This is a genomic window from Ralstonia sp. SET104, assembly GCF_003851545.1.
Taxonomy (GTDB): Bacteria; Pseudomonadota; Gammaproteobacteria; order Burkholderiales; family Burkholderiaceae; genus Ralstonia.
On sequence record NZ_BHVX01000015.1, the window covers coordinates 68,885 to 95,248 of the forward strand.

General features: G+C 63.0%; 29 protein-coding genes. 17 read left to right on the forward strand and 12 right to left on the reverse strand.

The genetic code is table 11. From position 1 onward, the window contains the following. Window positions 1-64: 64 nt before the first annotated feature. The 3 genes from PSUB009319_RS18085 (at window position 65) to murI (ending at window position 3,184) form a co-directional block, all read left to right on the forward strand. Window positions 65-604: a TIGR00645 family protein gene (locus PSUB009319_RS18085; protein WP_124383581.1), complete on the forward strand. Its 540-nt coding sequence runs from the start codon at window positions 65-67 to the stop codon at window positions 602-604. A gap of 190 nt (window positions 605-794) precedes the next feature. Then, window positions 795-2,318: a fumarate hydratase gene (locus PSUB009319_RS18090; RefSeq protein WP_124383582.1), complete on the forward strand. Its 1,524-nt coding sequence runs from the start codon at window positions 795-797 to the stop codon at window positions 2,316-2,318. A 17-nt stretch (window positions 2,319-2,335) separates the two neighbouring features. Continuing rightward, window positions 2,336-3,184, forward strand: coding sequence for a glutamate racemase (gene murI, locus PSUB009319_RS18095; protein WP_124383583.1), 849 nt, complete (start codon window positions 2,336-2,338; stop codon window positions 3,182-3,184). A gap of 58 nt (window positions 3,185-3,242) precedes the next feature. Here murI and PSUB009319_RS18100 read toward each other — a convergent pair whose 3' ends face one another. Further along, window positions 3,243-4,520 carry a dicarboxylate/amino acid:cation symporter gene (locus PSUB009319_RS18100; protein WP_124383584.1) on the reverse strand — a complete coding sequence of 426 codons (1,278 nt, stop codon included), beginning with the start codon at window positions 4,518-4,520 and terminating at the stop codon, window positions 3,243-3,245. A gap of 372 nt (window positions 4,521-4,892) precedes the next feature. On the opposite strand from PSUB009319_RS18100, the gene PSUB009319_RS18105 reads away from it, so the two are divergent. The 5 genes from PSUB009319_RS18105 (at window position 4,893) to PSUB009319_RS18125 (ending at window position 8,974) form a co-directional block, all read left to right on the forward strand. Beyond that, window positions 4,893-5,234: a DHCW motif cupin fold protein gene (locus tag PSUB009319_RS18105; RefSeq protein WP_124383585.1), complete on the forward strand. Its 342-nt coding sequence runs from the start codon at window positions 4,893-4,895 to the stop codon at window positions 5,232-5,234. A gap of 136 nt (window positions 5,235-5,370) precedes the next feature. Then, the gene (locus PSUB009319_RS18110; protein ID WP_124383586.1) at window positions 5,371-7,434 is read left to right on the forward strand and encodes a ribonucleoside triphosphate reductase; all 2,064 of its coding nucleotides are present in this window, start codon (window positions 5,371-5,373) and stop codon (window positions 7,432-7,434) included. Next, a complete protein-coding gene (gene nrdD, locus PSUB009319_RS18115; RefSeq protein WP_124383587.1) occupies window positions 7,431-7,607 on the forward strand; it encodes an anaerobic ribonucleoside-triphosphate reductase in 177 nt (58 codons plus the stop codon). Before PSUB009319_RS18110 ends, nrdD begins: the two co-directional genes overlap by 4 nt. Further along, window positions 7,570-8,283: an anaerobic ribonucleoside-triphosphate reductase activating protein gene (locus tag PSUB009319_RS18120; protein ID WP_124383588.1), complete on the forward strand. Its 714-nt coding sequence runs from the start codon at window positions 7,570-7,572 to the stop codon at window positions 8,281-8,283. Before nrdD ends, PSUB009319_RS18120 begins: the two co-directional genes overlap by 38 nt. A gap of 4 nt (window positions 8,284-8,287) precedes the next feature. Next, complete coding sequence (locus PSUB009319_RS18125; protein ID WP_124383589.1) at window positions 8,288-8,974, forward strand: Crp/Fnr family transcriptional regulator; 687 nt, start codon at window positions 8,288-8,290, stop codon at window positions 8,972-8,974. A 13-nt stretch (window positions 8,975-8,987) separates the two neighbouring features. Here the strand turns inward: PSUB009319_RS18125 and PSUB009319_RS18130 are convergent, their stop codons facing one another. The 6 genes from PSUB009319_RS18130 to PSUB009319_RS18155 all read right to left on the reverse strand — a co-directional run bounded on the left by PSUB009319_RS18130 (window position 8,988) and on the right by PSUB009319_RS18155 (window position 15,456). Further along, on the reverse strand, window positions 8,988-9,377 hold the full coding sequence (locus PSUB009319_RS18130; RefSeq protein ID WP_124383590.1) for a putative zinc-binding protein: 390 nt from the start codon (window positions 9,375-9,377) through the stop codon (window positions 8,988-8,990). A gap of 10 nt (window positions 9,378-9,387) precedes the next feature. Then, window positions 9,388-9,813 (reverse strand): SCP2 domain-containing protein, encoded by a 426-nt coding sequence (locus PSUB009319_RS18135; RefSeq protein WP_124383591.1) that lies wholly within the window; start codon window positions 9,811-9,813, stop codon window positions 9,388-9,390. Continuing rightward, complete coding sequence (locus tag PSUB009319_RS18140) at window positions 9,810-10,694, reverse strand: U32 family peptidase (RefSeq protein ID WP_124383592.1); 885 nt, start codon at window positions 10,692-10,694, stop codon at window positions 9,810-9,812. The genes PSUB009319_RS18135 and PSUB009319_RS18140 overlap by 4 nt, the downstream gene beginning before the upstream one ends. 9 nt (window positions 10,695-10,703) lie before the next feature. Continuing rightward, complete coding sequence (locus PSUB009319_RS18145) at window positions 10,704-11,720, reverse strand: peptidase U32 family protein (protein ID WP_124383593.1); 1,017 nt, start codon at window positions 11,718-11,720, stop codon at window positions 10,704-10,706. A 45-nt stretch (window positions 11,721-11,765) separates the two neighbouring features. Then, a complete protein-coding gene (locus tag PSUB009319_RS18150) occupies window positions 11,766-13,058 on the reverse strand; it encodes a hypothetical protein (protein ID WP_124383594.1) in 1,293 nt (430 codons plus the stop codon). Window positions 13,059-13,134: 76 nt separating this feature from the next. Next, the gene (locus PSUB009319_RS18155; protein ID WP_124383595.1) at window positions 13,135-15,456 is read right to left on the reverse strand and encodes an AAA family ATPase; all 2,322 of its coding nucleotides are present in this window, start codon (window positions 15,454-15,456) and stop codon (window positions 13,135-13,137) included. A gap of 516 nt (window positions 15,457-15,972) precedes the next feature. Between PSUB009319_RS18155 and PSUB009319_RS18165 the strand changes: the two genes are divergently transcribed. The 5 genes from PSUB009319_RS18165 (at window position 15,973) to hemP (ending at window position 20,466) form a co-directional block, all read left to right on the forward strand. Further along, on the forward strand, window positions 15,973-16,629 hold the full coding sequence (locus PSUB009319_RS18165) for an energy transducer TonB (RefSeq protein WP_124383597.1): 657 nt from the start codon (window positions 15,973-15,975) through the stop codon (window positions 16,627-16,629). 54 nt (window positions 16,630-16,683) lie between these two features. Beyond that, window positions 16,684-17,412 (forward strand): MotA/TolQ/ExbB proton channel family protein, encoded by a 729-nt coding sequence (locus PSUB009319_RS18170; protein ID WP_124383598.1) that lies wholly within the window; start codon window positions 16,684-16,686, stop codon window positions 17,410-17,412. Window positions 17,413-17,421: 9 nt separating this feature from the next. Beyond that, complete coding sequence (locus tag PSUB009319_RS18175; RefSeq protein ID WP_124383599.1) at window positions 17,422-17,832, forward strand: biopolymer transporter ExbD; 411 nt, start codon at window positions 17,422-17,424, stop codon at window positions 17,830-17,832. Window positions 17,833-17,973: 141 nt separating this feature from the next. Then, a complete protein-coding gene (locus tag PSUB009319_RS18180) occupies window positions 17,974-19,998 on the forward strand; it encodes a BCCT family transporter (protein WP_124383600.1) in 2,025 nt (674 codons plus the stop codon). A 183-nt stretch (window positions 19,999-20,181) separates the two neighbouring features. Continuing rightward, the gene (hemP, locus tag PSUB009319_RS18185; RefSeq protein ID WP_124383601.1) at window positions 20,182-20,466 is read left to right on the forward strand and encodes a hemin uptake protein HemP; all 285 of its coding nucleotides are present in this window, start codon (window positions 20,182-20,184) and stop codon (window positions 20,464-20,466) included. Between the two features lie 219 nt (window positions 20,467-20,685). Here the strand turns inward: hemP and PSUB009319_RS18190 are convergent, their stop codons facing one another. From PSUB009319_RS18190 to PSUB009319_RS18210, 5 genes are all read right to left on the reverse strand, one after another. Next, a complete protein-coding gene (locus PSUB009319_RS18190) occupies window positions 20,686-21,099 on the reverse strand; it encodes a heme-binding protein (protein ID WP_124383602.1) in 414 nt (137 codons plus the stop codon). Window positions 21,100-21,410: 311 nt separating this feature from the next. Further along, a complete protein-coding gene (locus PSUB009319_RS18195; RefSeq protein WP_124383603.1) occupies window positions 21,411-21,662 on the reverse strand; it encodes a hypothetical protein in 252 nt (83 codons plus the stop codon). Between the two features lie 258 nt (window positions 21,663-21,920). Beyond that, the gene (locus tag PSUB009319_RS18200; protein ID WP_124383630.1) at window positions 21,921-22,253 is read right to left on the reverse strand and encodes a hypothetical protein; all 333 of its coding nucleotides are present in this window, start codon (window positions 22,251-22,253) and stop codon (window positions 21,921-21,923) included. A 164-nt stretch (window positions 22,254-22,417) separates the two neighbouring features. After that, window positions 22,418-22,657 carry a hypothetical protein gene (locus PSUB009319_RS18205; protein WP_124383604.1) on the reverse strand — a complete coding sequence of 80 codons (240 nt, stop codon included), beginning with the start codon at window positions 22,655-22,657 and terminating at the stop codon, window positions 22,418-22,420. A 260-nt stretch (window positions 22,658-22,917) separates the two neighbouring features. Continuing rightward, the gene (locus tag PSUB009319_RS18210; protein ID WP_124383631.1) at window positions 22,918-23,439 is read right to left on the reverse strand and encodes a phasin family protein; all 522 of its coding nucleotides are present in this window, start codon (window positions 23,437-23,439) and stop codon (window positions 22,918-22,920) included. 191 nt (window positions 23,440-23,630) lie between these two features. Here PSUB009319_RS18210 and PSUB009319_RS18215 point away from each other — a divergent pair, with 191 nt between their 5' ends. The 4 genes from PSUB009319_RS18215 to PSUB009319_RS18230 all read left to right on the forward strand — a co-directional run bounded on the left by PSUB009319_RS18215 (window position 23,631) and on the right by PSUB009319_RS18230 (window position 26,332). Then, window positions 23,631-24,041 carry a PRC-barrel domain-containing protein gene (locus PSUB009319_RS18215; RefSeq protein ID WP_124383605.1) on the forward strand — a complete coding sequence of 137 codons (411 nt, stop codon included), beginning with the start codon at window positions 23,631-23,633 and terminating at the stop codon, window positions 24,039-24,041. A 139-nt stretch (window positions 24,042-24,180) separates the two neighbouring features. Then, complete coding sequence (locus tag PSUB009319_RS18220; protein ID WP_004634401.1) at window positions 24,181-24,381, forward strand: glycine zipper 2TM domain-containing protein; 201 nt, start codon at window positions 24,181-24,183, stop codon at window positions 24,379-24,381. A 157-nt stretch (window positions 24,382-24,538) separates the two neighbouring features. Then, on the forward strand, window positions 24,539-25,501 hold the full coding sequence (gene nodI, locus PSUB009319_RS18225) for a nodulation factor ABC transporter ATP-binding protein NodI (RefSeq protein ID WP_124383606.1): 963 nt from the start codon (window positions 24,539-24,541) through the stop codon (window positions 25,499-25,501). Between the two features lie 9 nt (window positions 25,502-25,510). Further along, the gene (locus tag PSUB009319_RS18230) at window positions 25,511-26,332 is read left to right on the forward strand and encodes an ABC transporter permease (protein WP_124383607.1); all 822 of its coding nucleotides are present in this window, start codon (window positions 25,511-25,513) and stop codon (window positions 26,330-26,332) included. Window positions 26,333-26,364 lie beyond the last annotated feature (32 nt).

Sequence of the window (26,364 nt, forward strand, 5' to 3'; positions counted from 1 at the left end):
GATTTCGCAATCACGGAACGTTACAATCGCGCGGTTTTTTTCGTCCACCCGCCCGTTCCGCCTTATGAAGCCGCCCATCGCTCCACTGCGCCCGATTCCGCGTCTGATCTTCTTTTCCCGCTGGCTGCAACTGCCGCTTTACCTGGGGCTGATCATCGCCCAGGCAGCGTATGTGTACCTGTTCGTCATCGAGGTGTGGCACCTGGTTTCGCACCTGGGCGACATGGACGAAACCAGGATCATGCTGGCCGTGCTCGGGCTGATCGACGTGGTGATGATCTCCAATCTGCTGATTATGGTGATCATCGGCGGGTACGACATCTTCGTGTCAAAGCTCGGCATCGAGGGGCACGAAGACGAGCCCGAATGGCTGGACCACGTCAACGCCGGCGTGCTGAAGGTCAAGCTGTCGATGGCGCTGATCAGCATTTCGTCGATCCACCTGCTCAAGACTTTTATCGATGCGGCCCAGAAAGACGCGCATACGATTCTGTGGCAGGTCGTGATTCACGTGGCGTTCTTGGTGTCGGCGCTGGTGATGGCGTGGGTGGATCGCATCGTTTCGCACGCGCATCCGCACGGCGGGGCCGTTGACGCACATTGACACCGCCGCCTTGTCGGACCAGCGATTCCGATCAATCCGCTCGGACAATCCGCCCGCAACATTGGGTGTATGATCTCAGGCTGTTCTGAGCCTGCGGCGCCCGCCGTCCAGGCCACAGGCAGGGTGTGCCGATTGCTGAGCCCGCCCTGCCGCACCCCGGCTTTTCATTCCTATACGTTGGTCCCCCACCATGACCGTCATTCGTCAAGAAGACCTCATCCAGAGCGTCGCCGACGCACTGCAATACATCAGCTACTACCACCCGATGGACTACATCACTGCTCTGGGCCGCGCCTATGAGCAGGAGCAGAGCCCCGCGGCCAAGGACGCCATCGCGCAGATCCTGACCAACAGCCGCATGTGTGCAGAAGGCAAGCGCCCGATCTGCCAGGACACCGGCATCGTCACCGTGTTCCTGAAGGTCGGCATGAACGTGCGTTGGGACGGCGCCACCATGAGCCTGGAAGACATGGTCAACGAAGGCGTGCGCCGTGCGTACAACGACGTCGACAACAAGCTGCGCGCAAGCGTGCTGGCAGACCCCGCCGGCAAGCGCACCAACACGAAAGACAACACTCCGGCCGTGATCAATATGTCGATCGTGCCGGGCGATACGGTGGATGTGATCGTCGCGGCCAAGGGCGGTGGCTCGGAAGCCAAGTCGAAATTCGTGATGCTCAATCCGTCCGACTCGATCGTCGACTGGGTGCTCAAGACCGTGCCGACCATGGGCGCCGGCTGGTGCCCGCCGGGCATGCTGGGCATCGGCATTGGCGGCACGGCGGAAAAGGCCATGCTGCTGGCCAAGGAAGCCCTGATGGAGCCGATCGACATTCAAGACCTGATCGCCCGCGGCCCGAGCAACCGCGCGGAAGAACTGCGCATCGAGCTGTACGAGAAGGTCAACGCGCTGGGTATCGGCGCGCAGGGCCTGGGCGGCCTGGCCACCGTGCTGGACGTCAAGATTCTCGACTACCCGACCCACGCGGCCAACCTGCCGGTCGCCATGATCCCGAACTGCGCAGCCACGCGCCACGCGCACTTCACGCTGGACGGCAGCGGCGTTGCCAAGCTCGAAGCGCCAGACCTGTCGCAATGGCCGAAGGTCGAATGGGCACCGAACACGGAAACGTCGAAGCGCGTTGATCTGAATACGCTCACGCCGGAAGAGGTCGCCTCGTGGAAGCCGGGCCAGACGCTGCTGCTCAACGGCAAGATGCTCACCGGCCGCGACGCCGCGCACAAGCGCATCGCCGACATGCTGGCCCGCGGCGAGAAACTGCCGATCGACTTCACCAACCGCGTGATCTACTACGTCGGCCCGGTTGACCCGGTGCGCGATGAAGTCGTCGGCCCGGCCGGCCCGACCACCGCCACGCGCATGGACAAGTTCACCGAGACGATGCTCGCCCAAACGGGCCTGATCGCCATGGTGGGCAAGGCCGAGCGCGGCCCGGTTGCCATCGAATCCATCCAGAAGCACAAATCGGCCTACCTGATGGCCGTGGGTGGTGCGGCGTACCTCGTGTCGAAGGCCATCCGTGGTTCCAAGGTGCTTGCATTCGAAGACCTGGGCATGGAAGCCATCTACGAGTTCGACGTGAAGGACATGCCCGTGACCGTGGCCGTGGACAGCTCCGGCACGTCTGTCCACAAGACCGGCCCGGCGGAATGGCAGGCGAAGATCGGCAAGATTCCGGTCGCAGCAGGCTGATTTGCTGAACGTCTGACATGACAACACGCGCGCAGGCACCGGTTGGAGTGTTCGACTCCGGCCTCGGAGGGCTCTCCGTCCTGCGCGCGATTCGCGCCGAACTGCCGGCCGAATCGCTTCTCTACCTGGCGGATTCCCGCCATGCCCCATATGGGGAAAAGTCTCCCGAATACATTGCCGATCGCACACTGCGCGTGTGCGAGTGGCTGGTCGGCCAGGGCTGCAAGGCGCTGGTCATCGCGTGCAATACCGCCACGGCACAGGCGGTGCATGTATTGCGGGAAAAGCTGACAGTGCCGGTAATTGGCGTTGAGCCGGGCCTCAAGCCGGCGGTGGCAACGTCAAAGAGCCGTGTAGTAGGTGTGCTCGCCACCGAAAGCACGCTACGCAGCGAAAAATTTGCGCGTTTGCTGGCCGCCGTCTCAGGCGATTGCAAAGTGCTGAGCCAGCCCGGCTACGGCCTCGTCCCGTTGATCGAACGCGGCGATACGCACTCCCCCGCCGTTCTGGAACTGCTGCAGGCCTATCTGCAGCCGATGCTCGATGCGAACGCCGACACGCTGGTGCTCGGCTGCACGCATTACCCCTTTCTGGAAGACGCCATCCGCGAGATTGCGGGCGATCGGTTGACGCTTGTCGATACCGGCCACGCGGTTGCGCGGCATCTGGGCCGCACCCTGGCGACCGCGCACTTGCAGGCGTCGGGGCAAGCCGCGTCACCGTGCTTCATGAGCACCGGCGACGTGCTCCCACTGCAGGCCATGGTAGCCGCGCTGCTGGGCGAAGCGCCAATGGCGCAGCGCGTTGATATTGGCGAGGCACCCATGACATCCATCGAAGCCTCGCTCGCTTCTCAGCCCGAATAATTCCCAGCGTGAATACAACAACGCCGCCCGAAGTGGGCGGCGCGTTGCGTTGCTGGCGTCAGCCGGCGCTCGGCTGTACAGCGGGCTCGGCGGCTTCCTCCGTCTCCTCTTCTCCCACCGGTTCGTACTTCGCCACCACGGCCGTCGCCAGGCTGTTGCCGATTACGTTGGTGGCCGTGCGGCCCATGTCGAAGAATTGGTCGATACCGATGATCAGCAGCAAACCCGCTTCCGGCAGGTGGAACATCGGCAGCGTGGCCGCCACCACCACCAGCGAAGCGCGCGCCACACCGGCCATGCCCTTGCTCGTGAGCATCAGCACCAGCAGCAGCGTCAGTTGCTGCGTGAAGCCCATCTCGATGTTGTAGGCCTGCGCGATGAACAGCACCGCAAACGCCTGATACATCATCGAGCCATCAAGGTTGAACGAGTAACCCAGCGGCAGCACGAAGCTGGAGATGCGCTTGGGCACGCCAAAACGGTCCAGGGCTTCGATGGTCTTCGGGTAAGCGGACTCGCTGCTCGCCGTGGCAAACGCCAGCAGTGTCGGCTCGCGAATCAGCCCCAGCAGGCGGCCCAACGAACGGCCCAGCAGTACATAGCCGACGAAGAACAGGATGGCCCACAGCAGCGCGAGGCCCAGATAAAACTCGCCGATCAGCTTGCCGTAGGTCCACAGCACGCCCACGCCTTCCACCGTGATGGCGGCCGCCATGGCGGCAAACACGCCCAGCGGCGCGAAGCGCATCACGTAGTCAGTAATGCGGAACATCAGCTTGGTCAGCTCTTCCAGGCCACGGCCGATCACGCTTTCCATCGGGTTCTTCATGGTCGACAGCGCGGCGCCGAAGAACAAAGAGAACACCAGGATCTGCAGGATTTCGTTGGTGGCCATTGCCTCCACAATGCTGCGCGGGAAGACGTGCGTGATGAAGGCCTTGAGCGTGAAGTCGCCCGTCTTCAGGCCCGACGTGGCCGACACATCAGGCAGCGCCAGGTTCAAGTGCAGGCCCGGCTGGAAGAAGTTGACCAGCAGCATGCCCAGCGCCAGCGACGTGGCCGATGCGCACACAAACCAGATCATCGCGCGCAAACCCACGCGGCCGACCGCATTGCCACCGCTCATGCTCGCCAGCCCCGTCACCAGGGTCGAGAACACCAGCGGCGCGATGATCATCTTGATCATGCGCAGGAAGATGTCAGTGATGATGCTGAAGTACGAAGCGATGTCCTTGGCCGCCGCGGCGTCCTTGGCGTATTCGTGGCAGCCCCAGCCGACAGCAATGCCCAGCAGCATCGCCAGTCCGATATGGGAGGTCAGACGTTTGGTGTTCAAGACTTTCTCCAAGGAATACCCGTGGCCGGAAGGACGGCGCGCGGAGACGCGGATCTCATGGGGCCAAAGGCCGGCCCAAGTTCGTCACGCTTTATAAAAAGCGACGATATTAGAGAAGCGCACGGCGATCGTTATGTCGATGTTGCATAGCACCATGCAATTTCTGCATACATTGATATGACGCTGTTGACGCCTCGCTGCGATGCCGCATGGACATTGGGATTACGCGGTGCGAGGCGGATTATTGAGCCGCACGCAATGCCGTCGGGGAGTACCAACAAGCGCGGCCTCATGCACATGGAATGCGATGCCTGCGTCACGCAAGCCGTTGCTACCATCATGGGCTTACACGTCACCCACCGGAACCCTGCAATGAAAATGGCACCCTTCGCCTTCGGCACGACCGATTGGTCCACCGTTGAACCAACCGAACACGCCGGTGAGACCGGCATGGCTTACTGGCGCACACGCTCCTTTGGTGACGAGCCGAACCGCATCCGCGTGCGCATGGTCGAGTACACGCCCGGCTACCTCGCTGACCACTGGTGCAAGAAGGGCCACATCTTGTTCTGCCTGAACGGCGAACTGGAAACCACATTGGAAGACGGCCGCAAGTTCACGCTCGCGCCCGGCATGAGCTACCAAGTTGGCGATGATGCTGAAGCGCACCAGTCATACACCAAAGGCGGCGCCAAGCTGTTCATCGTTGACTGAAGACGAGACCCGTTTTTTGCCGCGTACACGGCCCCGGTTGACCGGGGTCAAGCGATTCAAAAATCCAGGTCTTTAAGGCTCGTTGACCACAATATGTAGTGCTAGTCTGACTCCATACCACTAGATGGAGTACCCCATGACGGGCACACAAGTCACCAGGCAAGTCACCAAGCGCGACGGCTCACTGGCGCCGTTTGATGCACAGAAGATCCACCAGGCCATTGCTGCAGCGGGCCACGCCACTGGCGAATTCCACACTGCCGAAGCGCGGCGCCTGACCTCGGGCGTGGTGGCGCATCTCGCCTCGCTGCCCTGCCCGGGTATCGAAGTCATCCAGAACAGCGTGGAAGAGGTGCTGGTGGATGCCGGCTACTGGCGCACCGCGCGCGCCTACATCGTCTATCGCGAGCAGCACGCTCGGCTGCGATCGCTCAAGCACACGCTGGTTGATGTCGAGAGCACGATGGACGAGTACCTCGAGCAGCGCGACTGGCGCGTCAATGCCAACGCCAATCAGGGCTACAGCCTGGGCGGGCTCATCCTGAACGTGGCGGGCAAAGTCACCGCCAACTACTGGCTCTCGCACGTCTACAGCCCCGAGGCCGGCACGGCGCACCGGGAAGGTGACCTCCACATCCACGATCTCGACATGCTGTCGGGCTACTGCGCGGGGTGGTCGTTGCGGCAGTTGCTGACGGAGGGCTTCAACGGCGTGCCGGGCAAGGTGGAAGCGACGCCGCCACGCCACATGTCAGCGGCCATCGGGCAGATCGTCAACTTTCTCGGCACGCTGCAGAACGAATGGGCCGGCGCACAGGCGTTCAGCTCGTTCGATACGTACATGGCGCCGTTCATCCGCCGCGACGGCATGTCGTATGCAGCGGTGAAGCAGTCCATGCAGGAGTTGATCTACAACCTGAACGTGCCTAGCCGCTGGGGCACGCAAACACCGTTCACCAACCTCACCTTCGATTGGACGTGCCCCGCCGACTTGCGCGAGCAGATTCCATACATCGGTGGCGAAGAGATGCCTTTCACCTACGGCGATCTCCAACCCGAGATGGACATGATCAACCGCGCGTACATCGAGGTCATGATGGCCGGCGATGCCAAGGACCGCGCGTTCACATTCCCGATTCCGACCTACAACATCACGCCCGATTTCGATTGGGCGCACCCAAACACCACGCTGCTGTTCGAGATGACGGCCCGCTACGGGCTGCCCTACTTCCAGAACTTCCTCAACTCCGATCTGGAGCCGCACATGGTGCGCTCGATGTGCTGCCGCCTGCAGCTCGACCTGCGCGAGCTGCTCAAGCGCGGTAACGGGTTGTTTGGGTCTGCCGAGCAAACGGGGTCGATTGGGGTGGTGACCATCAACTGTGCGCGGCTGGGCCATCTGTATGCGGGCGATGAAGCGGCACTGCTGGCGCGGCTTGATACGCTGCTCGCCTTGGGCCGCGACGTACTGGAAGTCAAGCGCAAGTTCGTGCAGCGGCTGATCGACCAGGGGCTCTATCCGTACACACGCCGCTACCTCGGCACGCTGCGCAACCACTTCAGCACGCTGGGCGTGAACGGCATCAACGAGATGGTGCGCAACTTCACGCGCGATGCTGATGACATTACCACGCCCTTCGGCCACACCATGGCGGTACGCCTGCTCGACCACGTGCGCCAGCGCATGACGGAATTCCAGGAAGCCACCGGCCATCTGTACAACCTGGAGGCCACGCCGGCCGAGGGCACGACTTACCGCTTTGCCCGCGAAGACCGCAAGCGCTGGCCGGGCATCCTGCAAGCCGGCACGGCCGAGCAGCCGTACTACACCAACTCCAGCCAGTTGCCCGTCGGTTACACCGATGACCCGTTTGAAGCGCTGGCCCGCCAGGAGGCGCTGCAGAGCAAGTACACGGGCGGCACAGTGCTGCATTTGTATATGAACGAGGCGATCTCATCGCCGCAGGCGTGCAAGGAACTCGTGCGCCGCGCGCTGGCGAACTTCCGCCTGCCGTACATCACCATCACCCCGACGTTTTCGATCTGCCCGAAACACGGCTACCTGTCTGGTCATCACGCGTTCTGTCCAAAGTGCGATGCCGAACTGCTGGCCCAGCAGCCTCAGAGCAAATGTGGTTGCACAACGGCAGACACCCCAGGTTCTTCCACCCCGCTTCATCACGAAGGAGCATCCACATGAGCACACTTACCCAAACCACCGCATCCGTCGCACAACTCGACGACAGCCAGCGCACGCGCTGCGAAGTCTGGACCCGCGTGATGGGCTATCACCGGCCAGTCAGCTCGTTCAACATCGGCAAGCAAGGGGAATTCCGTGAACGCCGCTTCTTTGTTGAAGACCGCGCCCGCTGAGCCACCGCACTGCCCGCCGCCGGCCATCGGCGGCCTGGCACCGTTTTCCAGCGTCGACTGGCCCGGGCAGCTTGCGGCGGTGGTATTCGTGGCGGGCTGCCCGTGGCGCTGCCACTACTGCCACAACCCGCACCTGCAGACGCGCGAGCGCACGCTGGATTGGGACGACGTCTTCGCGTTCTTGCAGCGCCGTGCGGGCCTGCTTGATGCCGTCGTGTTTTCCGGTGGCGAGCCGCTGAGCGAACCGCTCCTGCCGCAACTGATGCGCGACGTGCGCGCACTCGGCTACAAGATCGGCCTGCACACGGGCGGCATCTACCCCGCGCGCCTGGCGCAAGTGCTGCCGCTGGTGGATTGGGTGGGACTCGACATCAAGACCAGCGCACCGCGTTACGACGCGCTCACGGGCCGCCGTGGCAGCGCTGCGCCGGTCGATGCGTGCCTGGATCTTCTGCTGCAAAGCGGCTGCACATTCGAGTGCCGCACGACGTGGCACCCCGACTGGCTGCCAGAACCGCAGCTCCTTGCGCTGGCGCAAAACCTCAGCCAACGCGGCGTGAAACACTACGCACTACAAGCCTACCGAAGTGCCCCCGGAACCCCGGCCATCACGCTGCCCAGCGAGGGCACTCAGCACGCATTGGCCGCCTGCTTTTCTTCTTTCTGTTGCCGGTGACACCATGCACGACACCCTCGCTTCCCTCGATGTCGGCGATCTGCTCAAGCACAGCCCGCTGTTCCAGAACCTCGACAACGATGACATGGCCGTGCTCACGCGCGACAGCCGCGCAGTGCGCGTGTCGCGGCACGACTTCGCATTCCGCCGCGGCAGCCGTGCCGATGGCTTCTACGTCGTGGTGGTCGGCGCCATCAAACTCGTATTGCCAGGCGCGCACGGGCAATGCAAGGTCATTGAATTCTTCGGGCCTGGCCAGTGCTTTGGCGAGCCCTTCATGTTCATGAACCGGCCCCATGCGGCGGACGCGCAAGCCATGGAAGACAGCCTGCTCGTCTGGATCGACAAGCGCGCCATTGATGACGCACTGCACGTGCATCCGTACTTGGCGCGGCAGATGCTGACAGGGCTGTCTGAGCGGCTGCACACGCTGATGTGTGACATCGAAACCGTCAACCTGCAAAGCGCCAACGAACGGCTGATCGGGTATCTGCTCTCGTTGCCGCGCAAGTTCGATCGCACGCGGTTCCCGTGCAGCAAGAGTCTGGTCGCATCCAAGTTGGGGCTGGCACCGGCCACGCTTTCACGCGCGCTGCGGCAGTTGATTCGGGAGGGGTTGATTCTGGTTGAGGGCCGCGAGGTCATCATCCCGAACACCACGGCATTGCAGCGCCAGTTGATGGCGGGATAGCCGTGGCGGCGAGTCAATCGCCTGCAGTGTCGATCTGGCGCTGGAGCGTGTTGACAGCGTCATCCACCAACGCGGCGGCGGCGCTCAACTCATCGTCACTGCAATCGGCGTGATAGCGCTTTTTAGCGCCGAGCTGGTTGAGCACGAGATGGATATCCGGCACAACATCTGCCGAGGCCAGACACGCTTTGACGCATGCCAGCGCACAGCCATCGAGCGCAAGAATGGGCCGCCCGCTGCGCGCCGTCTTGACGAGCGCACGCACCCCGCCGCCCACACCGCTGATGCACGACATTTCTGCCCTGCCCGCGCGGTCCAGATCGACGGCCAACCGGTTGGCCGCCTGCGCCACACTGGAACAGCCAGAGCACGCATAGACGAGCGGCAACGCACGTGAAGACATGGCGCCCTCTCTACCGCGATTGCCAGCGCGCGAGCCACGCGGGGCGTGCGGCCGCATCGAGCCAGTTCTTGACGATCAGCCCAAGTTCGGTATCGCCCGCAATCTTGAGGCGGCGCTGGAAGAACAGTGTGTCTGCATCGGCCGTACCGCGAACAAGCGCAACAAAGTCGCCTACGCCCGCACGCAACTCCAGTTCAGGTTCAGGGCTGGAGGCCGAGAGCATGTGGAACGCGCCGCTGCGGCAGCCGAAGCAGGCGCGCAATCCGAGGTCATCCACGGTGATGGCAAAGCGCCGTCCTTCCAACTCCGGAGGCGGCGTCAGCCACGACAGGCGCCGGGCCAGATCGAGCCCGATCACAAACGGAAAGGACGTGAGCGGCACCGGCAGGCGGCGCGCCATGCGAACGAACGCCTCGGGTGGACGCAAGCGCGTCATTGCGGCACCTCCAGCCATTCAATGCCGGATTGCCCGTGCCAGTAACCATTGCAGCGGCCAATGCCTTCGGGCGGCTGCACTTCTTGCACGGGCAAGCCGAGGCGCAAGGCATCCAGCGCCGCCACGGCCTCGAGCGTGCCGCGCGATTGCGGACTGACGCGCAGCACCTTCACGCCCAGCGCAGACAATGCGGGCGCCTGATCCAGAATGTCCAGGCACTGCCCCGATTGCGTCTGGATACCGTTGATGGCTAGAAATTCCTGCCCTTCACGCGTGCGCACCGCCAGGCCATCGGGGTGCTCAATGCAGCGGAAACCGCAGTCGTCCTTGTTGAGCCGGAAGTGCCGCGCCGTAAAGCAACGCGCAGAAAACGCCAGCGGCAAGCGCCCCCACACCATGGTTTCGATGTCTAGCTCAGCGGGCTTCTCACGCATCAGATCGGCCAACGTGGCCTGGCTCATTTCCAGTGGCATGACAGCGCGTACCGCGCCCAGCCCTGCCAGCCATGCCAACGTGGCACCGTGATACGCATTGCAATGCGGCCCCGCAACGAATGGCCGGCCGCCCAGCAATCGCACAGCACCGAGCTCGCCAGCCTCGACCATCCAGTCGCCCTGCTGGCACTGTTTGCGCAACGCCTGCGCTTCGGCGCTGGTTTCGATGAGCGTGCGCGTGGACAGCACAACCGATTTACCGGCCTCGCGCAGCATCGCCGCGATATCGAGCCAGTCATCCGCGCGCAGTTCGTGGCGGCGGCTGCAGACCGTCTCACCCACATAAACAATGTCGACAGGGCTGGCGGCGACTTCTGCGTAGAACTCAAACGTCTGTAAGCGCGGCCAGTAGTACAGCAGCGGACCAAGTGAAATTTCGTAGGACATGGTGTGTCTTTATTTCCAGGGCCGATCAAACGCGCCTTGCGTCACCTGCGCGCCTTCCGCATGACGCACGAGCGCGGCTTGCCAATCGGGCTTGACAGAGAAGCGTGCCGGGTCTGCCTGAGCGGCATCCAATGCCGCGCGCAACGTGGCCACCACTTGCGCCACATACGCCGGGCTGCGCTGACGCCCCTCGATCTTGATCGCCGACACACCCATGGCCAGCAACCGGGGCAGCAAGCTCAGCGCATTGAGGCTCGTGGGTTCTTCCAGCACATGGTCGACTTCGCCGTCGACCAGAAAGCGCCCCTTGCACAGCGTCGGATAGCCAGCCGGTTCGCCCGGCGCATATTGATCAATCAGGATGTGGTTCAGGCGCGCATCCAGGCTGCCGTCGCGCTCGACCCAGCGCACGGCATGCGCGGGCGAACACACGCCCTTGTTGTTGGGCGAATCGCCGGTGGCATACGACGACAACAGGCACCGCCCTTCGGCCATTACGCACAGGCTGCCAAAGCCAAACACCTCGATCTGCACCGAGGTCTGCTGAATCACGCGTTCAACTTCGGTCAATGTCAGCACGCGCGGGAGCACCGCGCGATGGATGCCAAACTGCTCGCGCATCAGCTCAATGGCATCGGCATGCGTGGCCGAGCCTTGTACAGACAAATGCAGCCGCAGATCGGGATAGCGCTCGCGCGCATAGGCCATCAACCCAGGGTCGGCCAGGATCACGGCATCGGCGCCCAGCATGTAGGCGGCATCGACGGCCATGCGCCACTCAATGCCGCGGCCAGGCTGCGGAAACGTGTTGATGGCAAACAGCACTTGGCGGCCTTTTCCGTGCGCATACTCGACGCCGGCGCGGATGTCGCTCTCGGTAAAGTTCAGGCCGGCGAAGTTGCGCGCGTTGGTCGCGTTCTTCAGGCCGAGGTAGACGGTATCGGCCCCGGCCTCCACGGCGGCCTTGAGTGCGGCCAGGCTGCCGGCGGGCGCCACCAGTTCAATGGGGGAAACGTTCTGTGTCATGGCGGTCAGTCTGAGACTTGTCCGCCAATGTGGTTTTGCGTTCCGTCAATCGCGCGCGAACGCTCGCGAGACACGGCGAAAGATCAGCAGCGCGCGGCACAGCATCGCACCCAGCCACACGTGCGCCAGCGCGAACAGCATGCCGGCGATCACCGCCATCCGTGCCGGCTGCAGCGGCACCAGCAACAACGCCAGCAACACGAACAGCAGCAGGCGCGCATGCCAGTGCTGCTGCCGCTCGCCGATCAACGTTTGCATCGCCGGCAACCGCACGTGCCGGGGCACGCGTCTGCGCAAGTGCATCCAGACCATAAACGGGATGATCTTGCCGAGCATCGCATTGACAGGCAGCACGCCACCGCCCACGAGGGCAAGCACGCCCATCCACCATGCGATGGGCCAGTCTGCCGGCAGCCAGGATGCGACCAGGCCCAGCATGGCGACCGTCAGCCACGCAACGGTGGCCGCCAGCCACAATCGCCAGCCCGGATCGTGCCGGCGACGGGCGCTGCATACCGCTCGCACGCCAATGGCCGCCAATGCGGCCAGCGCCAGCCAGGCCCACGTCTGCCACAGCACCACGGCACCGAGCCAACCGCTCAGGCTGCCGAGTACGCTTCCAAGCAACAGCGGCGCCCACAGCCACCCCGGCAACAGCCGATGCCAGCGGTCCGGCAGACGGCCTGTTTGCCAGAACATCGGCAGCACGGTCGACGCCACACCCGCCACCAGCGTCGCCAGCCAGCCGCCGAGGCCCCAGCCGACATGCAGATCCAGCAACACGAGCGATGGCGCAAACCGCCCGCTGCCCAATGCCGTGCCAAGCGTCGCACCGCTGGCCAGCGTCGCCAGCAACGCCCAGCCGATGCGGCGCAGCGTGCGCAAGGTTGCGTGTGCATTGCGCGGATGCGCGACGTGCGTACCCGCCAGGATGATCAACACCGCAGGCACCGCCAGCAACGGCGCGCCCAACCACGCAGCCAACCCGAATGCCCGAGGCTCACCGCCAAGGAAGCCCGTTGCCAGTGCAACTACCGTTGCCACGCAGGTTACCGCCACCCACGGCGACACCCACTTCGCACCACGCACCTGCACGCCCGCCACTACGGGAAACATCTGGAACAACGCGCCCAGCATCGCGGGCAAGAGCATGCCGACCGCCAGCACGTGAACCAATGCAAGCAACAGCGGCGCAAAGCGATCAGGTACCCCCGCAGACGGCCCCAGCGCCAGCAGAAGGCCAGCCGCCGCCCCAACCCACGGCACGGGCAACAGGCAGCCGAACACCACGCCGGCTGGCGGCATGCGTTCGTAGAACAGCGTGGGTATGGTTGGCATCGGGTCGGCTGAACTTCTATCCAACCGACCACGTTAGCGTAGCCGCGTCTGCACGCATTTGATGTGTGTTAAGCGCTTAACGCGGCGTGAACCCAATGGAGCGCCGCTCGCGCAACTCGGGCTTGATGGAGTGTTCCTGCCGCAGTTGCGCAAGGAAGGCTTCCGGGTCAAGCATCTCGCCCAGCAGCACAGCCTGCTGTTTGACCACCGCGAAGTCGCCGGGCGTCAGCATGTCGAGCGAGGCCAGCATCTCGCGCCACACGGGCTTGAGCGCCTCGGCCTTGCCGCCCAGCGCCTCGGCAATGAACATCTGTTCGCGCTGCGCACGCACCAGCGGCTTGAAGCGGATTTTGAACGCAAAGCGCCGCAGCGCCGCCTCGTCGATCCGATCGAACAGGTTGGTCGTGCAAATGAAAATGCCATCAAAGCGCTCCATGCCCTGCAGCATCTCGTTGACTTCCGACACCTCGTAATTGCGCACCGCCCCCTGGCGACTCTGCATAAAGCTGTCGGCCTCATCGAGCAAGAGCAGCGCACGTTCCTCCTCCGCGCGCGAGAACATCGCAGCGATCTGCTGCTCGGTTTCGCCGACGTACTTGCTCATCAGGTCCGAAGCTCGGCGAATCATCAACGGCATGTCGAGTTGCACTGCGATGTGCTCGGCCAGCACCGTCTTGCCCGTGCCCGGCGGTCCATAAAAGCACAGCGTGCCGCGGCGCCGCGCGCGCAACGCTTCGATGATGCGCTCGACTGAAAACCGTGTCTCCAGGTTGAGGTAGTCCAGCTTGTATTCGGTCACAACGCGATGCGCCTGCACGTCGGGCCGCACGCCCATGGCCTGATCGGCGTGATTGAGCTGGCGCTCGATCAGCGATTCGGCGGGCTCTTCCATTGCTGCCTGCGTCAGGCGCGCAAAGCGTGCGGCGGAATCAATCTGCGCAGGCGTCAGCGTTTTGCGCGCCGCCAGCTTGGCCATAAAGGCGTCGGACACCTCCAGCCCTTCCAGGTGCTTGCGGATGATGCTCTCGCGCACTGTCGGCGGTGGCACCTTGAGTTCGAGATGAAACTGGAAGCGGCGCAAGTACGCCGGGTCGATCTGGCGAATGGAGTTCGACACCCAGATCACGGGCACCGGATTGTGCTCGAGCGTCTGATTAACCCACGCCTTGCCGTTGACGGAGCCGCGCGGCTCGTCATGGCCAAACAGGCTCATCAGCTCGCGCGTCGGGCCGGGGAACACGTCTTCCACCTCATCGAACAGCAACACCGCCCCGGGCCGCCCACGCAGGAACGCCTGCGACACCTGCAGCGAGCGGTAGCGGTCTTTGCCTGTGAGGCTGTTGCCGTCCTTGTCCAGGCAATCCACTTCATACAGCTCGCAGCCGGCGTCGCGCGCCAGCACGCGTGCCAGTTCCGTCTTGCCGGTACCAGGCGCGCCGTACAGCAGAATGTTCACGCCTGCCGCACGCTGCCGCGAGGCATTCTCCAACAGCGCAGTCAGGTAGCGCGCATCGGTTTCCACGTGCGGGTAATCGGATTGCGACAGCGTGGTCGGCGGCGCCGGGCGCGTGAAGACGGCCATCATGTCCGCCTCGCTGGCGTAGTCGCCCAGCAGCACGTGCAGCAGGCGGTCAGAGATGCGCATCAAGTCGCCCAGGTCAGTGACACTGTTCTCGGGCAGCGGTGGCTCAATCAGCCCCAGCGTCTCCAGCCGCGAACCTGGCCGCAATGATGCAGCCACATCCGCCGTGCTCGCACCGGCCAGGCTGGCAAGTAATTGGAACGCTTCCTGGCTGTGCGCGACCTTGCAGTCGACCATCACGGCGCGCAGGTCGCGCTTGTATTTCACCAGCGACGCAAACAGCAGCAGCGCCCGTTCGTGGGCGGGCAGGCCCAGCACGCGCGCCAGCATGTCGATGTTGCCGACCAGCAGCACGCGCTCCGTCGAAAGCCGCTCGCCCAGCGCGTCACACGAGGCACCAAACACGGTGAACATGTCCTTCGCGTGATGCTTGACGTACTCGTCGAGGTAATAGAACAGCGAGCTTTCATCGAAGGCGCTGCTCCACTGGCCGTGGCGGTCCATAAAGGTGGGCAGATCAAGCTTGCCGACAGCGCGCCAGCCCGGCATGTCGGCGCAGCGCGCAGACAGGAAACGCTGCAGGCGCTGAATCACCGTCACCGGCCAGATCAACTCCGGCGCGCAGACGGTCAGGATGTCGTTGATATTGGTGCGCAGATTGAACCGCAGGCCCATCGCGCAGACCGTGCGCAGCGCAAATTGCGCGCACATGGAATCGAGCGAGGACAACAGCAGTGCCTGGGGCTGCTTGCCGCCCGTGGGGACGAACGTGCCGTCGTCGTCAGCGTCGTCCATGTTGAGGTTGGCTTCATCCATGGTCGCCCCCTTCTTCCCCGTTTCACGGTTGGCCGGCCGGACACCGTGTTTGAATGCTTTTCATCCTAGCGCGTTTGCACACACAGCGTACCCCGGGTGGACCCGTGTAGTTGCAACTTACACGCCCGCTGTACCCCGAATGACCGACCGCCTGCACAGGCAATTTCTCGCCATCAGCCGTCCGGATGTGATCCCCACCCCACGAAAGACAGGGCATTTATTCGCAAATGGGAATCATTATCGTTTATACTCCGTTGATCGACACACTAGGCTGAACGCCAACCGGGTTCGGTTGTCGCAACACTGTTGCAGTTGCGGGCCTACAATACCTGTCATCCCGACGGTGATCCCGCCGGCTTCAACGCTAGGCGCCATGGAATTGCTCCTGAGTCTGCTCATCAGCATTGGGGTTTCACTGATCGTCTTCGGCAAGCGCTAACGCTACGCCGCTTTCGCTGCTCATCCCACCACCATCGCATCGCATTCCTTTTTTCTGCTTTCGATTTCCGGTCGTTGATGATTCACCCTCGTACTCTCAAAATTCTGGTGGTCGTGCTGTTGCTGCACGCGGGCGTGCTGATGCTGATTCAGCTTGGCCTGATCGCTCCGCGCCCGACTGTCGAAGAACCGCTGGAAATCCAGGCGCACATCATTCCGGCCGCGCCTGAGCCCATCAAGCAGCCGGAGCCGCCCAAGCAGCAGCCGGTCAAGCAAGAGGCGCCCAAGCCTGTCAACATCGTCAAGCCGATCGCGCAGCACAAGCCCACGCCGATGCCGACGCCCGCCCTGCCGCCGTCAGACAACGCGCCCGTGGTGCCCGCCGCGCCGCCCACGCCGCCAACACCGGCTCCAGAACCTGCGCCCGCGCCGGCACCGGTTTCGTCTGGCCCGATCAGCATCGGCATCAACGACATCCAATGCAGCGAACCGCCGCTCGCCTATCCCAGCATGTCGCAAAAGATGGGCGAGGAAGGCCGCACCATGGTCAAGATCTCCATCGGCACGGCAGGTGAAGTCACCAACGTGGCGATCACGTCGTCGTCTGGCTCACCGCGTCTGGATCGCGCCGCCACCGAAGCCGCGCGCGCCATCAAGTGCAGCCCCTACAAGCAGAACGGCCGCGCCGTGCCCGTGGTGGCCAGCAAGCCGTTCGTCTTCAAGCTCGATAACTGATCCAATTCGATTCCGCTTCTCGCTTAGTCTTTCGCTCAATTCAGGACATTTACCATGCAGGAACTCGGTCTTTCTCACCTCTGGACACAAGGCGATATCGTCACCCGCGCCACGGCGATTCTGCTGCTCATCATGTCGCTCGCTTCTTGGATCGTCATCTTCACCAAGGCGTGGGACATCGTGCGCCTGAAGTCGATGGCGCAAGGCGCAGAAAAGCGCTTCTGGCATTCCGATGATTTCGATCACGCCATGCAGACGCTGGGCTCCGCCAAAGACAACCCGTTTCACGTGCTCGCGCAAACCGGCCGCGAGGCTGCGCAGCACCATCGCGCCAGCCAGCCGCAGTTGCACGACGTGATGGATATCTCCGACTGGATCACGCGCTCGCTCAAGAGCACCATCGATGAGTCCATCGGCCAGATGCAATCGGGTCTGGCCGTGCTGGCATCAGTCGGCTCGACCGCGCCGTTCGTCGGCCTGTTCGGCACGGTGTGGGGCATCTATCACGCCCTGCTGGGCATCGGTGCTGTGGGTGTGCCAACCATCGACAAGGTGGCCGGGCCCGTAGGCGAGTCGCTCATCATGACGGCCTTTGGTCTGGCCGTCGCCATTCCGGCGGTGCTCGGCTACAACGCGCTCACGCGCGGCAACAAAGCCATCATCGCCAAGCTCAACCGCTTCGCGCACGACCTGCACGCCTACTTCGTGACCGGCGCGCGCCTGCGCCCGGGCGCCTCGCGTGATGACACCGGCGTGCGCCTGACCGCGGTCAAGCAGCAGTAAGGAGGGGCCATGGCATTCGGATCCTTCGACAACGATGACGAGGTCATGAGCGAGATCAACATGACGCCGCTGGTCGACGTCATGCTGGTGCTGCTGATCATCTTCATCATCACCATTCCGGTGATCAACCATGCGGTGAAGATCGACCTGCCGCGCGCGTCCAACAAACCCGACGACGCCAAGCCGCAAAGCGTGAACGTCGAGATCAACGCAGACGGCAAGGTGTTCTGGAACAATCAGCCCGTCGACGAAGCCACACTGCAGGCCGACATCGCTCAGGCCGCGCAACAGCAACCGCAGCCGGAGATGCACCTGCGCGCTGACCGCAACGTGCGCTACGAGCGTGTGGCGCAGGTGATGGCCACCATCCAGCGCGGCGGCCTGTCGCGCATCGGCTTCGTGACAGAGCCTCAGCATTAACGCGGGCACCCCGCGCCCCCCCCCGGAACCCCCATCCTTGCACGGGGGTTCGTCATTTCTGGGCCTGCCGTGCATTTGCATTGGGAGAGCGCTGACTGTACTTTGTGACCATCCATCCTCTTGCGAAAGCATCGCCTTCCCATGCCCAATTCCGCCGCTGAATCGCCGCCCTCCCCCGCCACCACACCGCGCACCACGCTTGTCCCGCAGGTTGTCGTGCCGGCGCTCAGTGTGCTGGTGTTGCTGCTGGTGCTGTGTAGCGTCCAGCCCGAACTGGCCGACCACGTCTTCGGCATTGCGCAGCGATGGGTAACGGGACATTTCGACTGGTTCTACATGCTTGCGGTCACGGGGTTTCTGGTGTTTCTCGTCATCGTGGCGGCCAGCCGTTTCGGCGACATCCGCTTGGGGCCCGACGAAGCCGAACCCGAATTCAGCTTCGTTTCCTGGACGGCCATGCTCTTCGCTGCCGGCATGGGCATCGGCCTGATGTACTTTGGCGTCGGCGAGCCGATGCAGCACTACCTGCAGCCGCCGACCGCCACGCCGCAAACTGCACAGGCCGCGCGCGAAGCGATGCTCACCACCTTCTTCCATTGGGGCCTGCATGCCTGGGCCGTCTACGGCGTGATGGGGTTGGCGCTCGCGTATTTCGCATTCCGCTACAACCTGCCGCTCACGATGCGCTCGGGCTTGTATCCGCTCTTGCGCGAGCGTATCAACGGCGCATTGGGCCATGGCGTTGATGCCTTCGCACTCATCGGCACCGTCGCTGGCATTGCAACCACATTGGGCTACGGCGTGCTGCAGCTCGGCGCTGGCCTGCACCAAGTGGGCGGTTGGCAGACTGATTCCGATGCGTTTCGGGTCGCGTTGATCTGCGTGGTGGTCGTGCTTGCAGGCATCTCCGCTGCGTCGGGCCTGGGCAATGGCGTGCGGCGCCTTTCGGAGCTGAATCTCACGCTGGCGTTTCTGCTGCTCGCCTTCGTCATCGTCGCCGGCCCAACAGTGTTCCTGCTGCAGGCCTTTAGCGAGAACGTCGGCAACTACATCTCGAACCTCATCAACCTGTCGTTCCGCACCTTTACTTACACGCCCGCCAACTCGGCCGACTGGTTCAGCGGCTGGACCATCCAATACTGGGCGTGGTGGGTGTCGTGGTCGCCGTTCGTGGGGATGTTCATTGCACGTATTTCGCGCGGGCGCACGGTGCGGCAGTTCGTGATCGGCGTTTTGATCGTGCCCACCATGTTCAATCTGCTGTGGATGACGGCGTTCGGCAACAGCGCCATCTGGCTCGATTCGCACGTGGCGATGGGCAAGCTCGCGCAGACAGCCACCAACGTAGACGCGCTGCTCTTCCGCTTCTTCGATTTCTTCCCCGGCACCACGGCGCTGTCATGGCTGGCCATTGTGCTGATCGCCGTGTTCTTCGTTACCTCGGCCGATTCGGGCGCGTTCGTGATCGACACGATTGCCTCGCGCGGCGCTGTGCAATCGCCGGTGTGGCAGCGGCTGTTCTGGGCTGCGGTGCTCGGCGCAACGGCGGCCATCCTGATGCTGGCTGGCGGCCTCAAGGCGTTGCAGGCAATGACGCTGGTGGCCGCGTTACCGGTGGCCATCATCATGGTGCTGCTGTGCTACGGCCTGTGGCACGGCATGTCGGCCGACCGCGCACACTACTCGCGCAAGCTTGCGCCGGCAACATCGTTCTGGAGCGGGCAGCATTGGCGCCGCCGTCTCGCGCAGATGGTGCACCCCGCCACCCAGGCCGATGTGCGCGCCTTCCTCGCTGAACACGTGCGACCCGCCATGAACGACGTCGTTGCCGAGCTCGCTGCGCGCGGCATCCAAGCGCATGTCAGCGAGGTTGAAGACAACGTCCGTCTGACCATCCCCGATGCTTCATACCGTGATTTCGTCTATGGCGTGCGCATCGTTCTCAAGCCATTGCCGGCGGTCACACCGCGCCAGGCCGCCGAGCCCCAGAATATGCACATCTACGAGCCCATCACCTTCTTTGAAGACGGCCGCGAAGGCTACGACATCGAGTACCTGCGCGGCGAAGAAATCATCGCCGACGTCCTTCGCCACTACGAGCGCTACCGTGCCCAGCGGGCCGATCAGCGCACGCGCCTGCTGCGCGAAGCGCCAGGCCACACCTGATCCGCAGCACCTCAATACAACCGGGCCACGCGCCCGGTTTTTTGTTTTCCAGGCATGGATCAGCACATCGTCAGGTCGCGCTTGTAATGATAACGATTCTCATTTAATCTGTTCGGCATTCGCTGGAAATGCATAGCCAGCCACCCTCTCAGCCAACGCTTTTCCGCCCGCCAGGACATCGCCATGAACGCTGCCGAACACCAAGATGCAGGACGCACCGTGACCCGCCGTCGCCACGTCATCGTGGCCCGCAAACGCCCCGCCGGCCTGGATGCCGCGCCCATGACGACGTCCACCGCGCCTGCCGCATCCGAAGCCGTTCAAGATGGGCCAGCCACTATCGGCGACACGCGGGTAATGACCTCGGAACAACTCTTTGCCGGCCAGAATGCCGTGGCTATCCGCCACAACGGCGCAATCTACACGCTGCGCGTGACACGCTTCGGCAAACTCATCCTGACCAAGTAACACCGCAGCACCGCAACACGTACCGACTTTTGTGGGGACGTCTCTGTCAGGAGACATTCGGCCGTAGCCAGCCATCGTCAATTCGCGTTGGCAGACAACCAGACCCGTCTGCCGGACGAACGCCAGCCAAGCCGTTCTTTTCCCTCGCCCTGCGCCCAAAGAAAAAGGGCGCGACCTCCGCCCCGCCCTTCACTTTGATTCGCTTGATGTGACTGCGTATCAGCAGATCACGTTCACCGCGGCGATGCCCGCCTTGGCGATTACCACGTCTTCGGACGACTTCACGCCCGACACACCCACCGCACCGGCACACACGCCTTCCACCATTACCGGCACGCCGCCTTCGAGCATGCCCTGCAGATGCGGTGCCGACAGGAACGAGATGCGGCCGTTGTTGATGATGTCTTCATAGACCTTTGATTCACGGCGGCCCAGCGCAGCCGTACGCGCCTTTTCCGGCGCGATATATGCCGAGATGGTGGCGCAGCCGTCCATGCGGCGCAGGCCCATCAGGTGGCCGCCGTCATCCACCACGGCAATCGTCACGTTCCATTGGTGTGCGTGTGCTTCTTTCTCTGCAGCATCCAGAATCTTGGTGACATCGTCCTGGCACAGGCACGGTTTCGTTTTCATTGACGTTCTCCTTAGTGGTTGTAATGCAAAAGGCGCAAGGGCTGTGTAAAGCCCGGATCAGGCAAAAGTATGCCACCGGCATCGGTCACTTCCACAACATGATCCTGAACTAATCACGCAAAAGAGCCGATACATTCCCGCGCTTAAGTAGCGTCGCCCATACGCCGTACGCCTGTGTTTCTTGCGTTCTTGCAAGCCAACGCTAACACGCGGCCTGCGCTCGAGAGATGCACAAAGAAAAAGCCCGGGTATCGCCCGGGCTTGATGTTGCGATGCGGCAGCGATTCTGCCGCTGCCGCATGACAGTTGCGTTATGGCTGACGATCGGTGCAGGCGCCGTCGGTATATGGGTCCGCGCGGCCCATCTTTGCGCCGTCGGTGTACGGATCGACGCGGCTTACCTTGGCCCCATCGGTATAAGGATCAGCGCGGCTCACCTTGTAGATGGAGTGATAAGGATCGATCGAGCCGGCGTGCGCGACCGCCGCGCCTAGCGCCAGGGCCAAGCCGCTTGCGGCTGCAACCAGAGTGCGCGTTGCAAAGCGTTGCGTGGTGACTTGCATGAGGACTCCTTCGGTCATGACACTGCGAACACCGTGTGCGCTGCCACGCAGCACACAGCACACGTGCCCGCATGGTTCGCGCGGACGTCATATCGACTGGGTAAGCGAGCCGCCAGTTCTGCGCTGCGCCGCTCCTTCGTCACGGCGGTCTTGCGCGCTTACTCGTCATCCAGATCGACGCAGATGCCGTGCCAAGCGTGCGCGTGCCGGCAAAGAAAAAGACTCCCGAAGGAGCCTTTTTCCTGGCAAACGCGCCGTTTAGCGCCACCGGCCCCAATAACGGCCGTCGTACCAGCGATAACGCGGGCCCCAGCGGTACCAGCCAGCGCCCACCACCACCGGTGCCGGGCCATACGTCGGCGGACCGTAATATACGGGCGCCGGGGCGTAATACGCGGGGGGTGGCGGGGGCGGCACGTAATACGCCGGTGGAGGCGGCGGGTAATACACAGGAGCGGGCGCCACATACACAGGCGCCACCGGCACGCCAAACCCGATGCCGACACTCACGTGCGCCGACGCCACTTGCGGCACCGCCAGCACGGCCAGTGCCGCTGCACCTGCAATCCACAGCACATTGCGTCGAATCATCATCGTCACCTGCAGCTTGAGGCGCCGGGCGAACCCGTAGCCGGCGCTGAATACGGTATTTATATTGTATTCAGGGCCGTTGACACAGGTGATACGGCGCTGGCGAATTAGTAACAGAACGTAACGCCACATCGTACTAAAGATCGCCGGGCGATCAACTCCAGTCAGTTCAACGCAGGGCTGCAGTCGAACTGACCGGACGCGATCATCGCTTCTGCATACGTGCGCGCGGCCTCGAGGGCGCTGGCGGCGCTCCGGTACGTGTTCGCCGATTCGCGCACGGTCGTGCGGGCTAACAGGGTCTCACCGTTGCTGACGCGCAGGATGCTCACTTCCGCGCGCCACGCTTGCGGCGAGAGTTCATAGGCAGATACCTCGATTTTGCAGTCGTCTCGGAAAGTCATGCGTCCTCCGGTTCGTATTGAATGGGCCCAGCCCCGTGTCAATGCACGAACAGCCAGATCACCAGCAACACAAAGGCGGGAACACCCAAGAGCCACGCAACGAGATAGGACATGACAACCTCCTACATGTTGATAGGCATGCAGGAAGTGTAAAAACGAGCGCACGGGCGGAGTATCAATGTCCGCCCGCGCCGTTTTGTAGGACTGTGCCGAAATGACTGTCGGCCCACGCCGACGCATCTCACCCGTATAGAGGAGCCTCAGCGTGCTGTGCCATCCTTGGCGACTACATCACTTGGGGTCAGGATTCGGCTCGAACCTGCGTTTTCTGCTGCGTCTTCTGCCGCCTCGACGGCCGCGACTTCCAGGCCGACCGATGCCTTGAAGAAATTCACGGCCGCCTCGGCGCCCGGAGGTGTGGCGTCCACCAGGTTTTCTGCGACAAAGCCCCACTGGCGGCGCACTTCGTCGCCGTGCCGATGCAACGCGCGCGCAATGCCGTTCTGCGTCTCGACGCCGATTTCAACAAAGTTGCGCGTATAGCCGGAAACACGCTCGCCAGCCGGCTGCAGATAGCGCGCCTGCGCGTTCCACCATTCGCCCGCGTCCTGTGCGCCGGCGGCGTCATACAGACAGTGTTCTGTCTCGCCAAGACCGGCTTTGATGGCCTGCAGATTGAGCCCAATCAGGCGATTAACGCCGCTCACCGCCTCTTCAGTGACAGCCATCCAGGTTTCAAGCTGTGATCGTTGCAGAACGCCGAGTTGCTCCAGAGTCATCATGTCGGTTTCTCCCTTGTTGAGATCGGTGAATACGTCCGGCATGTGCCGGGCGCTTCAGTGTAGTTGCGGGCGATGCCGATTTTCGTGACATCACCCGTTTGTCCTACAGGCGTTTCGGACACCCTCGCCTGCGGCGCCAGCCATGTGCGCATTAGAGTGAAACGCATCCTTCACCAGACCACGGAGTCACGATGAAACGTTTCGCTGCTGCCCTGATCGCTACCGCTTCCATTGCCGCCGCGCCGCAGGTTTTCGCGCAAGTCGCGGGCCATGCCGCGCTGGGTGTATCCGTTACTGAACTCGATGCCATCATCAAGGGCGTGAGCGTGAAGAAGCAGGTGCTCGGCAAACCGGTCTATAACGAAGCCAACGAGAAGGTCGGCAATGTGCAGGACTTGATCGTGACACCGGAAAACGCCGTGTCGTTTGCGATCGTGGGCGCAGGCGGCTTCGTGGGCGTGGGCCGTCATAACGTAGCCATCCCCGTGAATCAGTTCAAGTACGACCAGGGCAAGATCGTGCTGCCTGGCGCCAACAAGGATGCCATCAAGGCACTGCCGGAATTCAAATACGAGCGCCAGGAAAAGCCTGCCAAGGCCTGATGACGTGCGGGAACTTTGCCGTCAGAAGCCGTGCTGAAAGTGTGGGAATCGGCTGACAAACCTTTCAGGCAACGTGACCTGCACATAACGGAGCACATCGTCTTCAATAGAGGTACACAAACGACAAAAGGAGTTTGTTATGCGTGCCTTCGTATCCTTGATTCTGGCGGCCGCATTGGCATCCGTCAGCGGATGCGCGGACATGACGCCAAAGCAGCGTAATACTGCGCTTGGCGCAGCCGCAGGTGGTGTCGCCGGGGCGGCCATCTGGGGCGGTCCGGGCGCCACGTTGGGCGGTGCGGCTCTGGGTGGCGTGGTCGGTAACGCCGTCACCAAGTAACTTCCGCCACACGCGCAGCAATGCGCTCTGCAAGCTGGGGCCAGACCATGTTGTCTGGCCCTTTTTGTTGCCTGAGAACGCGCCATACCATTGCACATTCCCCTCATACGCATATGCGGATGCCAGCGCATAATCGGCGTTTTGCAACGGAGGCAATGTGCGATACGAGCAAGAAGGTTTTGGCGTGGCCAGCACACCGATCCTGAGCGTCGAAGGCCTGTGCAAACGGTACGGCGGCCAGACCGTCGTCGATAACCTGAGCTTCAGCGTCCGCCGCGGCCAATGCTTCGGCTTGCTTGGCCCGAACGGCGCCGGCAAGACCACCACGCTGCGCATGCTGCTCGGCATGACGATGCCCGATGCGGGCAGCCTCCGGCTGTGCGACGAGCCCGTTCCCGAAGCCGCACACCGCGCACGGATGCGTGTGGGCGTGGTGCCGCAGTTCGACAATCTCGATCCTGATTTCTCTGTCTCAGAGAACCTGCGCATTTTCGGGCGCTACTTCGGTCTGTCATCCGCGACCATCCGCGATCGCATTCCGACCCTGCTGGAATTCGCGCGGCTCGAACAGAAAGCCGATGCGCCGGTCCGCGCGCTTTCGGGCGGCATGAAGCGCCGGCTGACGGTGGCGCGCGCGCTCATCAACGATCCGGACATCCTCGTCATGGACGAGCCCACCACCGGGCTCGATCCGCAGGCCCGCCACCTGATCTGGGAACGCCTGCGCTCGCTGCTGGCCGCCGGCAAAACCATCCTGCTGACCACGCACTTCATGGAAGAAGCCGAGCGCCTGTGCGACGAGTTATGCGTGATCGACAATGGGCGCAAGATCGCGCAAGGCAAGCCGCAAGAGCTGATTGTCCGCGAGATCGGCTGCGATGTCGTCGAGGTCTACGGCGACGACCTCAACGCCCTGCGCACGCTACTGACACCGTTGGCCGACCGCGTGGAGACCAGCGGTGAGACCCTCTTCTGCTATGCACGCGATCCGCAGCCGTTGGTCGCAGCACTACGTGCGCACGCAGAAACGCACACCATGCCCGGCCTGCGCTACCTGCACCGCCCCGCAAATCTCGAAGATGTGTTCCTGCGCCTCACCGGCCGCGAGATGCGTGACTGAGAACCCCCAATGTCCACTGAAACCGCACTCCCCCCTACGCAGCAGCGGGCCTTTCCGCAGCCGCTGCTGCCGCTCAACTTCCGCAACTGGCAGTACGTCTGGCTGCGCAACTTCATGGTGTGGCGCAAGCTGGCCATTCCGTCGATGGCTGGCAACCTGGCCGACCCGATGATCTATCTGTTCGGGCTTGGGCTCGGTCTCGGCCTGCTGGTCGGGCGTGTCGACGGCGTGTCGTACATCGCGTTCCTGGCCGCCGGTACGGTGGCGTCCAGCACGATGATGTCGGCGAGTTTCGAGGCGATGTATTCCGCGTTCTCGCGCATGCACGTGCAGCGTACGTGGGAAGCGATTCTGTACGCGCCGCTCAGCCTCGGCGATGTGGTGCTCGGTGAGCTGCTCTGGGCTGCCAGCAAGTCCGTGCTCTCGGGCTTGGCGATCATGCTGGTAGCTGGCGCGCTCGGGTATGCGTCGATGCCGCAAGCGCTGCTCGCTCTGCCCGTCATCGTGCTCACCGGCTTCACCTTTGCCTGCCTGGCAATGAACATGACGGCCCTCGCGCCCAACTACGACTTCTTTATGTTCTATCAAACGCTGGTGATCACCCCGATGATGCTGCTTTCGGGCGTGTTCTTCCCACTGTCGCAACTGCCGGCGCCCGTGCGCGCCGCAACGAGCGTACTACCGCTGCCGCATGCCGTCGACCTGATCCGCCCGCTGATGCTTGGCCGCACGCCAGACAACATCATGCTGCACCTCGGTGTGCTGCTGCTGTACGCCGTTGCCGCCCTGCTGCTGTGCCTGTGGCTGTTGCGCCGTCGCATGCTCAAGTAAGACGCAACCCCAACGTCCAACAAAAAAGCCCG